The 12,616-nt window shown below is 73.5% G+C and carries 10 protein-coding genes; 7 read left to right on the top strand and 3 right to left on the bottom strand.

Features of this window, described 5'->3' with window-relative positions; genetic code table 11:
* Positions 1 to 6: 6 nt before the first annotated feature.
* The gene (locus ACZ3I4_RS12345) at positions 7 to 1,821 is read right to left on the bottom strand and encodes an HEXXH motif domain-containing protein (RefSeq protein WP_465381964.1); all 1,815 of its coding nucleotides are present in this window, start codon (positions 1,819 to 1,821) and stop codon (positions 7 to 9) included.
* A gap of 124 nt (positions 1,822 to 1,945) precedes the next feature.
* The gene (locus ACZ3I4_RS12340; RefSeq protein WP_465381963.1) at positions 1,946 to 2,122 is read right to left on the bottom strand and encodes a hypothetical protein; all 177 of its coding nucleotides are present in this window, start codon (positions 2,120 to 2,122) and stop codon (positions 1,946 to 1,948) included.
* A 209-nt stretch (positions 2,123 to 2,331) separates the two neighbouring features.
* Here ACZ3I4_RS12340 and ACZ3I4_RS12335 point away from each other — a divergent pair, with 209 nt between their 5' ends.
* The 5 genes from ACZ3I4_RS12335 to ACZ3I4_RS12315 all read left to right on the top strand — a co-directional run bounded on the left by ACZ3I4_RS12335 (position 2,332) and on the right by ACZ3I4_RS12315 (position 8,647).
* Positions 2,332 to 2,898, top strand: a complete 567-nt coding sequence (locus ACZ3I4_RS12335) for a TIR domain-containing protein (RefSeq protein ID WP_465381962.1) — start codon at positions 2,332 to 2,334, stop codon at positions 2,896 to 2,898.
* Positions 2,899 to 2,999: 101 nt separating this feature from the next.
* The gene (locus tag ACZ3I4_RS12330; protein WP_465381961.1) at positions 3,000 to 3,959 is read left to right on the top strand and encodes a CATRA conflict system CASPASE/TPR repeat-associated protein; all 960 of its coding nucleotides are present in this window, start codon (positions 3,000 to 3,002) and stop codon (positions 3,957 to 3,959) included.
* Positions 3,960 to 3,964: 5 nt separating this feature from the next.
* Positions 3,965 to 5,182 carry a CATRA conflict system CASPASE/TPR repeat-associated protein gene (locus ACZ3I4_RS12325; protein ID WP_465381960.1) on the top strand — a complete coding sequence of 406 codons (1,218 nt, stop codon included), beginning with the start codon at positions 3,965 to 3,967 and terminating at the stop codon, positions 5,180 to 5,182.
* A 196-nt stretch (positions 5,183 to 5,378) separates the two neighbouring features.
* Positions 5,379 to 8,039: an AfsR/SARP family transcriptional regulator gene (locus ACZ3I4_RS12320; protein WP_465381959.1), complete on the top strand. Its 2,661-nt coding sequence runs from the start codon at positions 5,379 to 5,381 to the stop codon at positions 8,037 to 8,039.
* Between the two features lie 59 nt (positions 8,040 to 8,098).
* Positions 8,099 to 8,647 carry a DUF3558 domain-containing protein gene (locus ACZ3I4_RS12315; RefSeq protein WP_465381958.1) on the top strand — a complete coding sequence of 183 codons (549 nt, stop codon included), beginning with the start codon at positions 8,099 to 8,101 and terminating at the stop codon, positions 8,645 to 8,647.
* A 47-nt stretch (positions 8,648 to 8,694) separates the two neighbouring features.
* On the opposite strand, the gene ACZ3I4_RS12310 is transcribed toward ACZ3I4_RS12315, so the two are convergent.
* Positions 8,695 to 9,174: an SUKH-4 family immunity protein gene (locus tag ACZ3I4_RS12310; RefSeq protein WP_465381957.1), complete on the bottom strand. Its 480-nt coding sequence runs from the start codon at positions 9,172 to 9,174 to the stop codon at positions 8,695 to 8,697.
* A 217-nt stretch (positions 9,175 to 9,391) separates the two neighbouring features.
* Between ACZ3I4_RS12310 and ACZ3I4_RS12305 the strand changes: the two genes are divergently transcribed.
* A complete protein-coding gene (locus ACZ3I4_RS12305) occupies positions 9,392 to 10,048 on the top strand; it encodes a polysaccharide deacetylase family protein (RefSeq protein ID WP_465381956.1) in 657 nt (218 codons plus the stop codon).
* Positions 10,049 to 10,056: 8 nt separating this feature from the next.
* On the top strand, positions 10,057 to 12,603 hold the full coding sequence (locus ACZ3I4_RS12300; RefSeq protein ID WP_465381955.1) for a tetratricopeptide repeat protein: 2,547 nt from the start codon (positions 10,057 to 10,059) through the stop codon (positions 12,601 to 12,603).
* The last annotated feature ends 13 nt before the right edge of the window (positions 12,604 to 12,616 follow it).

Genomic DNA, 12,616 nt, shown 5'->3' with positions numbered 1-12,616 from the left:
CGCCACTCAGCGATACTCGAACCAGCGAACGAATGATCGGGCGGGGGGCGCTTCGCCTCGTGCCGCGATCCGCAGGGCGGCGGCCCGGACGACTTCCGGCCTCCGCAGCAGGAACCCCGGCGCCTCGCCGAGCGCGGCCAGGGCCAGGCCGAGGCCGAGCCACCCGCGCGCGTCCCCCGGGTTCGCGGCCAGATGCCGCTCGTAGAGTTCCAGCGCCTCTCCGTGCTCGCCCGCGACGAGAAGCACGTCGGCGGGCAGCGCCCCCGGGACGTGGTCGCCGATACAGGCCGGATCGCGGCGGATCCTGTCGAACACCCCCGGCCGGCCGAGCCGGATCCGGGTGAGGACGGCGCGGCTGTCGAGCCGGCCCACACCTCGATCGACCACGGGCTCCGGGTCGGCGGTCTCGGGGATCTCGGGGCACGGCTGCCCGGCCAGCCAGGCGGTGGCCGCCGCGTCGGCTGTCTCGGCCGGGACCGGCAGGTGGTGGCAACGCCACTGGCCGAAGTGGTCGGTCGCCGCGTCCTCGCCCAGCGTTCGCAGCGGTTCCCCGATCGGCTCGGCCGCCCAGCGGTGCACCGGCTCGGCCAGGTTGGCCACCAGTTGCCGGCCGAGCGGCGTCAGCGCGGGATGCCCGTCCAGCGCGGCGAGGACGCGGCTCAGCTGGCGGCGCCACAGGGCGACCTCGAAAGTGGCCACCGCGTGATCGCGCCCGCGGTAGAAGCTGGTGATCCCGACGAAGGCGTACAAGCCCTGCAACAGGCCCGGCAACGGGCGCGGGTCGTCACGCCACGGCGCGTACAGCCGGGGGCCGGGGTCGTCGCCGACGAAGCGGAACAGATGGAGGACGGCTCCAAGGCGTATGTGCTGCGTCTCGTGCACCAGCGTCGACGCGAATTGCTCACCGTCGTCGGGCATTGACGCGAGCACGGCCGCGAACGCCTCGTCGCACGATGCGCTCAACGGCCGCAGCGGCCGGGCGGCCGGGATCGGAACCAGGACAGTCAGCGCGGCCGCCACCGACTCGGCCGCCGCCTTGTCCTGCTCGACGAGGATCTCCCACGCCTCGCGGGTGAGCGAGCGCCACCGGTCGACGTCCCCGGCGGACAGTAGGGTCGCCGCCGAGTAGCCCCGCAGATTCCGATAGGGATCGAAGTCGTCCAGCACGAACTCGAGGCGCGCACCCCGGGCTTCGGCCACGCACACCGCGGCCGGATGCCAGCCGGGCCCCTCCGGGACGACCGGAACCCGTACGCCGCCGGCCGTCACCGTCACCGCGCCCGCCCGGGCCTCCACCCGGGCCGGGACGGCGTCGAGCCCGGCGAACGCTGCGTAACCCAGACCCGGGAGAACCGCCATGCCGTCACGGACCGGAATGTCGATCGTGAAGGAGCCGAGCCGGGCCCGGATCGCGGCCACCGCGGCAACCGCGTGCAGATAACCGAGGTCGAGCCAGAGCGGCGCGTCGTCGTCGACGATCTTGCGGAGGCGCCGGAACGTGTGCGCCGCCCAGATGCCCGTGAGCGGATACATCAGGGCCCGGTCGGCCGCCGCGCGATCCGCCGCCTCGGCGTCGGTCAGCAGCTTCCAGGCGGTGGCCGGCGGGGCGAGCGGCCCGCAGTCGTGATCGCCCTCGGTCAGCGCGTGCAGAAGTCCGTAGAGGACGATCATGCGGGCGCTGCGTTCCGACACGGCCAGTCGGCGTACCGTCCCGGCGGTCCCCCGGCCCTGGGTCAGCTCGGTGAAGTCGCCGGCCGGAACCCGGTGGAAGCGTGCGGCGGTTCGCCCCGGGGCGGTGGCGACCTGACGTTCGAGAGTCAACGCTGTCCCCTGGCTACGGAGGAGTGGGCGACCGCGATTCTCGTGGCATATGCACGTGCACGGCAAGGCCGACACGGTTACCGGTACGGGTGATTGCCTTCACCGAGGGCCCGCCGGGCCGGCGTCAGTCGAGGCGCTGAGGGTTGTAGCCGCTGATCGTCTGGCTGGGCTCGTCGATGCGGCGCAGGAACTCGAGCAGGGGACGCTGGAACGACTCCGGGTCCTGGTCGGCCAGCTCGCCGAGGCTCAGCCCGCTGAGGTCGAGGAGCCCGGTTTCGACGTCTGATGACTCCTGGGCCATCCCTGCCACCTTCGAGAACGGATTCGGCCGCGCAGAGCCGCGCGGACCCGGCGATCGTAGCTGACCCTCGACTAGGGGGAGCGCAGCGGTATTTCGGCGAGCCGTAACAGCGCCCTCGTCACGCATCGTCATCATGATGCTAGCGCCGGCGGCACCCGGGCAGGGCCCGAACGGCCAAGCCTGCGGGGTCCGGCAGTATGGTCGGAAAGGTGACCACCCCCGACCAGCGCACCGTGTTCCTGGTGGCCGGGCGCGACAGCGCGACCGTCTCCGCCGTCGTGACCTTCCTGCGCGCCCTGGGCTTGCGAGTTGTCGAATGGGAACAGGCCGTGACCCGCACGGGCAGCCCCAACCCGTACGTGGGGGACGTCGTGCGGGCCGGCATGGCGATGGCGACGGCCACGGTGGTGCTGTTCACCCCGGACGATCTCGTACGCCTGCGCGAGGATCTGCTGCACGACGACGATCCGTCGGCCGAGCGCGACGTCGCCGGTCAGGCCCGGCCCAACGTGATCTACGAGGCCGGGTACGCCGACTGCCTCGGCCCCGACCGGACCATCCTGGTCGAGGTGGGCCCGGTCAAGGCGTTCACCGACCTCTCCGGACGGCACATACTGCGGCTCGACGGCGGCCCGGTGCAACGCAAGGCCCTGGTCTCGCGGCTCGAGCTGGCCGGGCTGAAGCCCGAGACGTCGGGCACCGACTGGCTGACGGCCGGTGATATCGCGGGAGCTGTCGCCGCCGCCCGGGCCGCGCTGCGACGCGCGACACCTTAGAACGGCCCGAGCCGGAACGGACCGCCGGTTCGCCGGAGTTCCTCCCGTGCATCCGCTGGCTACAGTGGCCTGCACGAACCCGGCATGCGGGGAGGCCGACCATGACGGGAACCGCACCGGCCACACAGCAGCTGGCCGCACACACTTTCGTCCCGCTGGAGGGACCCGGCGCGGCCTGCGCGTGGGCCGGCTTCGCCGCGTTCTGGGCACGCTGCCGGTCCGAGCTCGACCTGACCGGGGCCGTCCTGGCCGGGGTGCCGGTCGCGCCGCCGGTCGAGCCCCCGCGGCATCGGTGGGAACGCCCGATCGCCGCCGCGCGGGACGGCGCCGGCCGCTACCGGGCGATCGCCCGCCGAGAGCGCAATCTGCTCACCGTGTCGCTGCTCTTCGCGGCGCGGGAGTCGTCGGCCGGGCGGGTCCGGATCGGGGTCACCGGCGGGTGGGCCGATTACGCCCGGTGGTGGTCCCGGCTGGCCTCGGGTGTTCCCGGCGCCGCCATCGGCACCTGCCTGGTGTTCCAGGCGCGACCTCCCCGGCCGGGGGCCGACCCCGCCTCGTGGGCCGCCGCGCTGCCCGCGGCCGAGGGTGACGCCCCCGGGTGGTGGCGGCATCCGCGCGAGCTCGGGCCGGGCACGGTGGCCTGGGACGTCACGGCCGGGCGGAGCAGCGCCGACCGCCGGATGGTGGTTCTCACCGAACCCGGCGACGGCCTCGAACTGAGCGCCCGCTCGCTGGCCAACGCGGCCCGGGTGCGCCACGAGGCACGGATGCACGGCCTGTCGGCGAGCCTGGTGCGAGAGGTCAGAGAGTCGGCCGGCAAGGTCATCGGCTGGCGGCTGGCCGAGGCCCGGTGGCAGCTCGTCGACCGTACGCTGCAGATCGCCCTGGACGCGGCCGAGGCGTCCGACGGCAACACGCTGGGCTCGGCCGTCGGGGAACTGGAACTGCTGGGGCCCGTACGGCGGGGAAGGGTTGGCAGCAGTCCCGCACTGCCGTGCCCCCCGCCGATCCATGCCCGGGTACGCCGCCTGTCGATTGCGCTCGGCGCCGGGGACCGGTGATCGGCGTGCGTGTCATCGAGCCCGAACTCGTGGTCCACGTCTTCGCGCCGCTGACCGGCGAGCGGGCCGGACCGGCGTACGCCGAGGCCCGCCGGATCTGGCTGAACTGCCGTCTCCAGCTGGGGATGGGCCATCCCGTGCCCGAGCTGCCCCAGCACCTGCCGGCCGCGATCGCCGATCTGCCCGGCGGCTCCGAGGTCGTGCTGGCCGCCCAGGAACGCATCGGCGCCGCCTTCCAGGCCGTCGCCCGCCGGGTGCACGACCGGCTCAACCTGTCGGTGATCCTGTCGCAGCGGGATCCGTCCCGTCTGGACTGGTCCGAACTGATCGACAACTGGTTCACGGTCGCCACCCCCTGGCCCGGCGACGACCTGCTGACCGGCACCCACCTCTACCAGGCCAAGATCGACGGCGGCAGCCCGCGGGAGCTCGATGAGACGCTGGCCGCCGAGCTCACCAACGGGCTGCCGTTCGAGCTGCCCGGCCGCTGGTGGTCCGGCGGCGACGAGGTGGGCGAGGGCCTGGTCGCGTACGCGCCGGCCGAACGCGACAATCCGCACTCGATGCTCGTGCTCGCCGCGGCCGAGCGGTTCGCCGAACTCAACGCGTGGACCTGGTCGGACGGCACCGCCAACCTGCCGGGCGCGGGCCGCATGCTTCTCCCGGCCGCGCCCCGCACCGCCGCGCCCTCGCCCCCGCCGGCCGTGCGGCTGGCGCCGCACTCGGTCGACGAGACCGCCCGGCGCGTGCTGGTGTGCACCTCCGACCAGCAGGTGCGCGACCGCATGCACGCGTTCCTGCGCGACATCGGGCTCAAGCCGATCGAGCTGCACGAGTGCGTCGAGGCCACCCACAAGCTCATGCCGACGACCCGGGAGATCATGCTGGCCGGCCTGCAACTGGCCGAGGTCACGGTGGTGGTGCTGACCCCCGACGAGGTGACCGACAGCGGCACGATGCACCCCAGTCAGGATCTGATCCTCGAGGCCGGGCTGGCGATGGCCTTCGCCGAGCGGCAGACGCTCCTGGTGGTGGCGGGCGACCCGGTGCTGCCGGCCGGGATGGGCGACGGCGGCCTCCGCCTCGACGACAGCGCCGGCGCGAAGCAGGCGCTGGCGTGGCGCCTGAAACTGGCGGGCTGCGAGCCCGACATCACCGGCAGCAGCTGGCTGGCGCCGGGCGTCTTCGAGGGCCTCGACGCCTACACCCGCCGCCGGTCCTGACGGGTCAGATGCCGCAGGTCAACGTGAGCGTGCCGTCCGCGGTGTCGCCGGTCGGTGTCGCCGACACGATCGTGGTCGACATGGCTGAGCTGATCCGGCCTGCCCGTAACATGTTTCCACTCCCTGTCCGACCTGTGCGGAAGCCGGACCGGCGCCGCCGAGAGACCACCGAACGCGAGACATGGCGGAGGCGCGGGTGCGGTTCGAGGTTCTGGGGCCGGTGCGGGTGTGCGGCGACGACGGCGAGGTGGCGGTGCCGCCGAAACCGCGGGCGTTGCTGGCCGTGCTGCTGGCAGCCGGGGGCCGGCCGGTCACGGTGGACAGGCTGCTGGCCGAGTTGTGGCCGGACGGCGCGCCGTCGACGGCCACGGCGACGCTGCAGATGCACGTCTCGGCGCTGCGCAAGGTGGTGGGCGACCGGGTCGGCACGGCCCCGAGCGGTTATCGGCTCGACCTGGCCGGCGCGGCCTTCGACGCGGCCGAGTTCGAGCAGTCGCGTGATCTGCGGCTCTGGCGCGGGGACGCGTACGAGGGGGTGGCGGCCGGACCCTCGGTCGCGGCGGCCGCGGCTCGGCTGGCCGAGCTGCGCCTGCACGCCCGGCAGGAATGGGCGCGCGCGGCGCTGGCCGAGGGCCGGGCCGTCGAGGCGGCGACCGAGCTGGCCGGGTGGGTGGCCGCCCAGCCCACCGCCGAGGGCCTGGTCGGGCTGCTGATGCTGGCGCTCCATCGCTCGGCGCGGTCGGGGGAGGCGCTCGCCGCGTACGACCGGACGGCCGCGGCGCTGGACGACCTGGGCGCCCGCCCGGGGCCGGAACTCGAGGCGCTGGCCGCCGCCGTCCGCCGGCAGGACCCGACCCTCGACCGCCCGGCGCCCGGGGTCCCGGCCCAGCGCAACCGTTTCATCGGACGCCGCGCCGAGCTCGACCGGGTCATCGAGCTGCTGGGCCGGGCCCGGCTGCTGACGATCGCCGGGCCGGGTGGCGTGGGCAAGACCCGGCTCAGCGTCGAACTGGCTCGCGAGGTGGCCGCCGACCACGAGACGGTGCACGTCGTCGAGCTGGCCGAGCATCGGGACGGCCCGCTCGGGAACCGGCTGGCCGCCGCGGCCGGCATCCGCGAGGAACCGGGCACGCCGATCCTCGACACGGTGATTCGTCAGTTGAGCGGGCGGGTGCTGCTGGTGCTCGACAACTGCGAGCACGTGCTGGCCGAGGCCGCGAAGCTGGCGCACACGCTGCTGGCCGCCTGCCCGGGTCTGCGGCTGGTGGCGACTAGCCGGGAACAGCTCGGCCTCAGCGGCGAGGTGATCTTTACGCTGGGCGGGCTGGCCACCCCGGCTCCCGGCTCCACCGATCCTCATTCCGATGCCGTACGCCTGCTGGCCGATCGCGTGGCCGCGGCCCGCGGCGGCGCCGGGCTCGCCCCGGCCGAACAAGCCGTGGCGGCCGAGCTGTGCCGCCGGCTGGACGGGCTGCCGCTCGCCATCGAACTGGCCGCGGCCCGGCTCCGCGCGCTGCCGCTGTCCGAGATCGTGTCCCGCCTCGACCGGCAGCTCGACCTGCTCACCGGCCGTTCCCCGGTGTCCCGGCACCAGACCATGCGGGCCGCCATCGACTGGGGCTACGAGCTGCTCGACGTGCCCCAGCAGGAGCTGCTGCGCCGGTTGGGCGTGTTCGCGGGCGGCTTCGAGTTCGCGGCCGCGGCCGAGGTGGCCGGCGGTGATCCGCTCGACCCGCTCACCCAGCTGGTCGACCGGTCCATGGTCGAGTGGCGGGACGGGCGCTACCGGCTGATCGAGACGATCCGGGAGTACGCCCGTGAGCGCCTGGGGCCGGTCGAGCGCGCTTCGGCGTACGGGAACCTGGTCGGCTTCTGGATGCGGAAGCTGGCCGTGCCGCCGCCCGTGGACGGGCCCGCGCACACCGAATGGCTGGCCGCGATCGGGGCCGATCACGACACGATCGTGGCCGCCGCCGACTGGGCGCTGCGCGAGGGTGAGCCGGCCCACGGGCTGGAGATCACCGCGGCGATGTGGTGGTACTGGTGGGTCGCCGGGCGGATGGCCGAGGGGCTGGACCGGCTCGACCGCGCGCTGTCGGTCTCGGCGGAACCGTCCGCGCTGCGGGCCCGGGCGCTGCGGGCGGCGGCCGCGCTGGCCCGCAACTCCGGTGGCCTCGTACGGGCCCGGCGGCTGGGCGAGGAGGGACTGTCCACGTTCCGCTCGCTGGGCGACCGGACGGGCTTGATCGCCGCGCTGAACAATCTGCTGATCACCGCGCAGGCGCAGGCGGACTACCCGGCGTCGCTGGCGTTCGGGCAGGAGGCGCTGCGGCTGGCCGAGCGGGAGTCCGACGCGCGCATGGTGGCCGCCGCCTCCAACAACACGGCGGGCACGCTGCGCTGCCTGGGACGCCTGGACGAGGCCGAGGTGCTGTTCGCCCGCGCGCTGGCCGGTTTCCGCGCCCTCAACGACCGCCGGGGCGAGGCGGCCGCGCTGACCAACCTGTCCACGACGGACCGGCGGCGCGGCCGGTACGAGCCGGCCCGCGCGGCGATGCGCAAGGCGCTGACCCTCTATACCGAGCTGGGCATCGCCGAGGGGCAGCTCGACGCGATCGAGGGGCTGGCCCAGCTCGACGTGCTGGAGTCGGCTCCCGGTAACGGGCTGCGGCTGCTCGCGCTGGCCGAGCGGGAACGTTCGGCCCTCGGGGCGCCCAGCTTCACGCCCGACGAGATCGCCGACCGCGACGCCGCCGAGACCGCCGCCCGGGCCGCGCTGTCACCCTTTCAGGTCGCCCAGGCGTATCGGTCGGCCTCCGAGACCTCCCTGGCCGAGGCGGTGGCGGAGCTCCTTTAGCGATTTTTTGGTGGCGGCACGCATGGTCCTCCCATCAGCACTTCTTTTGAGGAGACTCCGTGAAGCACCGCCTCGTCGCCCTGGCCGCCCTCGTCGCCGTCTCTCTCACCTCGGGTTGCGGTCTCGTCGAGTCCGCCGTCAACGCCACGCCCGCCCCGGCCCAGACCACCCCGGCCGGCACTAAGCCGACACCGGCTTCGTCGCCGACCGCGGACTCGGGATTCGGCTCGGTCAAGGACGCGGGCGACATCCCCGACGTGTGCACGCTGCTCTCCGAGCCCGAGGTCACGTCGCTGACCGGCCGCACGATCACCCAGATCGACGAGGACGGCGCCGAGCCCGGCGAGGCCACCCGCTACTGCCAGTGGCAGCAGGAGAGCGGCCAGCTCGCGGTCTTCCTGAGCCGCACCACGGCCTCCGACTTCGACGTGATGATCGCCGAAGCCTCCCCGGTCGAGGGCGTGGGCGAGGACGCGTTCCTGCTCGCCGGCCACCTGTACGTCCTGTACGGCACGGTCCAGCTCGACATCTACTCACGCGGCGCCTCGGACGACCAGAACCTGACCGACGCCAAGAAGGTAGCCAAGGTCCTGCTCCCCCGCGTCTGACGCCGAAAGGCCGCGACGGGCTCACCCGTCGCGGCCGCCGGCCCGACTCAGCCGTAATTCCCCATCTGGACGTCGTAGTAGAACGTCTCCCAGAGTCCCTCTTCGTCGGTCGTGAGCGCGGTGCCGTCGATCGCGCTGATCGCCTCGTTGATCTGCGTGGCCGCTCGATCGCAGTCCTCGAGCTCGACCCACTCCGAGGGCCGCCAGACGGCGTCAACGGCGCGCACACAGTCACGGAACTGACCGAGCGTCGCGTTGACCGGGGTCAGGATCCCGGTTTCATCGGCGATCACGAAAGCCCGCGTGGTGAGATCCACGCAGAAGTAGCCGACATGACCGGTCAGCCCGACGACAACCATGTCGGTGCGGGAACCGGGACCGGTTTCGGCCCGGTCCACCGCCTCGAACAGCCCCGCGAAACATTCCCGCGGCACACCGGGGTCAAGCAGCTCGGCTGCGAGCCAGGTGGGAACGCCGGGACCTGACGGTATAGCGACGAACTCCACCGACGAGTCCCCGCGCTTCACGTCAGATCTCCTTCGGCGGCTTGGGCAACTCGGCGTAATTGTTCTTCAGTTGCATGAGCTGGTTCACGGTTTTCTTGCTGTCCGCAAAATCGCCTGCGGACGGCAGCGTAACGGACGCGCCATCGACCCTGATGCATCCTTGAGGTGCCCGATGCACCACTTTCCGCTCTTGCGCAGAGGCTCCGGAGGTGCGCGGCCCGTGTGCGTACCATGACTCATGGTCAACGCGTTCTTGCGGTGGCGAGAGCCGGCAACCCGGCTCCTGTCCCGCGCCATTCCCGGTGACGTGCTCTGGTTCGTCGAGACCGAGGCGCCCGTGTTCGCGCTCACGTTTGATGACGGGCCGCATCCAGAGACGACGCCGCGGCTGCTCGACGTGTTGCGCGAGCACCGGGCCAAGGCCACGTTCTTCCTGGTCGGTGAGCGGGCCGCAGCGAATCCGCAATTGGTCGGGCGGATCGTCACCGAGGGGCACGAGGTGGCCAACCATCTGATGCGCGACGAGCGGTCGGTGCTGGTGCCCGACGAGCAGTTCCGGCGCGACCTGGCCGAGACGAGCCGGCTGCTCGCGCCGTACGGGCCGGTCCGGTGGTTTCGCCCGGGGTCGGGTTTCTACACGCCGCGCATGCTCAGATCGGCGGCCGGGCAGGGGCTGCGGGCCGTGCTCGGCACCCTCGTGGCCGGCAACACGGGCGGCCCGGGCGACCAAGCGATCGCCGGCGGGCTGGCTGCCTCGATCCGGCCGGGGTCAATCGTCGTGCTGCATGAGGGCACCGACAAGCGCCGCGGCGTCGTGGCCACCACCGACGAGTTGTTGTCCGCGCTCGCCGCTCGGGGTCTGACCGCGGTGACCGTGTCCGCTCTGGTCGGTTAGCCTCGGGCGTGCCGTTCAGCGATGTGCCCGATCCGTCCGAAGCCGCCTCGCTCGACGAACTCGTCGAACGGCTGCGGCGGTTGAAGATCTGGGCCGGTGATCCGTCGTACGACACGGTCACCGAGCGGGTCAACACGGCCTGGAAAGGGGCCGGGCGCCCGGCGAGCGAGCTGGCCCGACGGTCCACGGTGGCGAACTGCTTCCAGCCGGGGCGACGGCGGCTCAACACCGAACTGGTGCTCGCCGTCGTCGAGGCGATGCACCCCGACGCGACGTACGTGTCGCAGTGGCGTCAGGCCCTGCGGGTCGTCAGCGGCGAGATCGAGGCGGTCGCCCAGGTCCGCGTGCTGGACGCGCTGCCGCCCGATCTGGCCACGTTCACCGGCCGGGTCCGCGAGCTCGACCGGTTGCGGCTGGCCGCGCGCGAGGGCGACGCCGTGGTGATCTCGGCGATCGAGGGCATGGCCGGCATCGGCAAGACGCAGCTGGCCGTCCGGGCCGGGCATCTGCTGCTGCGCGACCACGAGGCCGACCGGGTGCTCTTCGTCAACCTGCGCGGCTTCCACCCCGACGAGTCGCAGCCACCGGCCGATCCCGCCGCCGTGCTCGACGGGTTCCTGCGCCTGCTCGGTGTGCCCGGCCACCAGGTCCCGTACGGGCTGCCCGCCCGCACCACCGCCTACCGCGAGCGGATCGCCGGCACGCGGACGCTGGTCGTGCTGGACAACGCCGCCTCGGCCGAGCAGGTGCGTCCCCTGCTGCCGCACGCGGCGGGCTGCCTCACCCTGATCACCAGCCGGCGCAGTCTCATCGACCTGGGCCCGGCGATCCGGCTGACCGTGGACGCGTTCACCGGCGACGAGGCGCTGGCCTTCCTGGCCGGTGCGCTGCCGGACGTGCCGGTCGGCACCGATCCGGGGGCGGCCGGGCGGATCGCCGGGCGCTGCGGTCACCTGCCGCTGGCGCTGAGCCTGGTCGCCGGGCACATCCGGCACACTCCGGGATGGACGCTGACCGACCACGCCGACCGGCTTGACGAGCGGCACCACGACCGGCGCCTGGACACCGGCGTCGAGCTCGCGCTCGCATTGTCGTATCAGCATCTCGAGGCCGGCCGGCGGCGGCTGCTCCGTCTGGCCGCGCTGCATCCGGGGCAGGAGTTCGACGCGTACGCCGTGGCCGCGCCGGCCGGCGTCCCGCTCGCCGACGCCGAGGCCGGGCTGCGCGACCTGCACGCCGACCATCTGCTGCAGCCGACCGGCCCGGGTCGTTACACCTTCCACGACCTGGTCCGCGCCTTCGCCGTCACCCGCGCCCACGACGAGGACCGGCCGCCCGCGCGCCGTGAGGCCCTGACCCGCCTGTTCGACCACTACCTGGGCACGGCCGCGGCCGCCATGGACACGCTGCACCCGGCCGAGGCCCACCGCCGCCCGGCGATCGCGCCGGCCGCCTCGCCCGCGCCCAACCTGTCCGATGCCGCGGCCGCCTCGGCCTGGCTGGACACCGAGCGGCTGACGCTGATCGCGGTGGCCGCGCACACGGCCGATCACGGCTGGCCCGGCCACACCACCCGGCTGGCCCAGGTGCTCTACCGCTTCCTGCAGGGCACCAGCAACGCCGACGCGCTGACCGTGCACGGGCACGCCCTGCGCGCCGCCGGTGACAGCGGGGACCTCAGCGGGCAGGGGCACGCGCTGATCGGAACCGGCGTCGCCTATCTGCGGATGGGAAGCACCGACCAGGGCGCCGCGTGCCTGCGCCAGGCCGCCGGGCTGTTCCGCGAGCTCGACGAGCCGGGCGGGCTGGCCCAGGTTCAGCACAACCTGGGCACGCTGGCGGAACGGGCGGGCCGGATCGACGAGGCGACGGACCTGTGGCAGCAGGCGCTGGCCCTGTTCCGGCGGGCCGGCGACCGTACGGGGGAATCTCTGACCTTGAACGGCCTCGGCAACGCGATGGAACGGGCGGGCCGCTATCCCGAGGCCATCGCCTACTGCCGGCAGGCGCTGGAGCTGGCCGGGCAGATCGGCAACCGGCACGCCGAGGCGTTCGTGCTCAACTCGCTCGGCTTCAGCGAAATGCTGGCGGGCGACCACGGTCCGGCCGGCGAGCACCTGCGGCGCAGCTTGGCGCTGTTCCAGCAGCTGGGGAGCCGGGCCGGCGAGGGCACCGTGCTCGATTCGCTGGGCCTGCTGCACACCCGGCTCGGCCGGCCCGGCGAGGCGATCGGCTTCCACGAGCGGGCCCTGGTCATCGTCCGCGAGAACGGCGACCAGGACGGCGAGACGCACGTGCTCAACGGACTCGGCCAGGCTGCCCTGGCCGCGGGACGCCCCGCCGAGGCGATCGCCCACCACACCGCCGCGCTCGCGATCGCCACCGAGTCGGGCGCCCGCAGCCAGCAGGCGCTCGCCCACGCGGGGATAGGCCGCGCCGCGGAGGCCCCGGACGAGGCGCGCGAGCACTTCGAGCAGGCGCTGAGCCTCTACACCGAACTCGACGCGCCCGAGGCCGAGCAGATCCGGGCCGAGCTCAAGGCGGTCGGTGTCTGACCGGCCCCATGGC

The sequence above is a fragment of the Actinoplanes sp. NPDC021490 genome (assembly GCF_055562135.1).
Note: the sequence above shows the minus strand (reverse complement) of the source record. Positions and strands in the feature narration are given on the sequence as shown.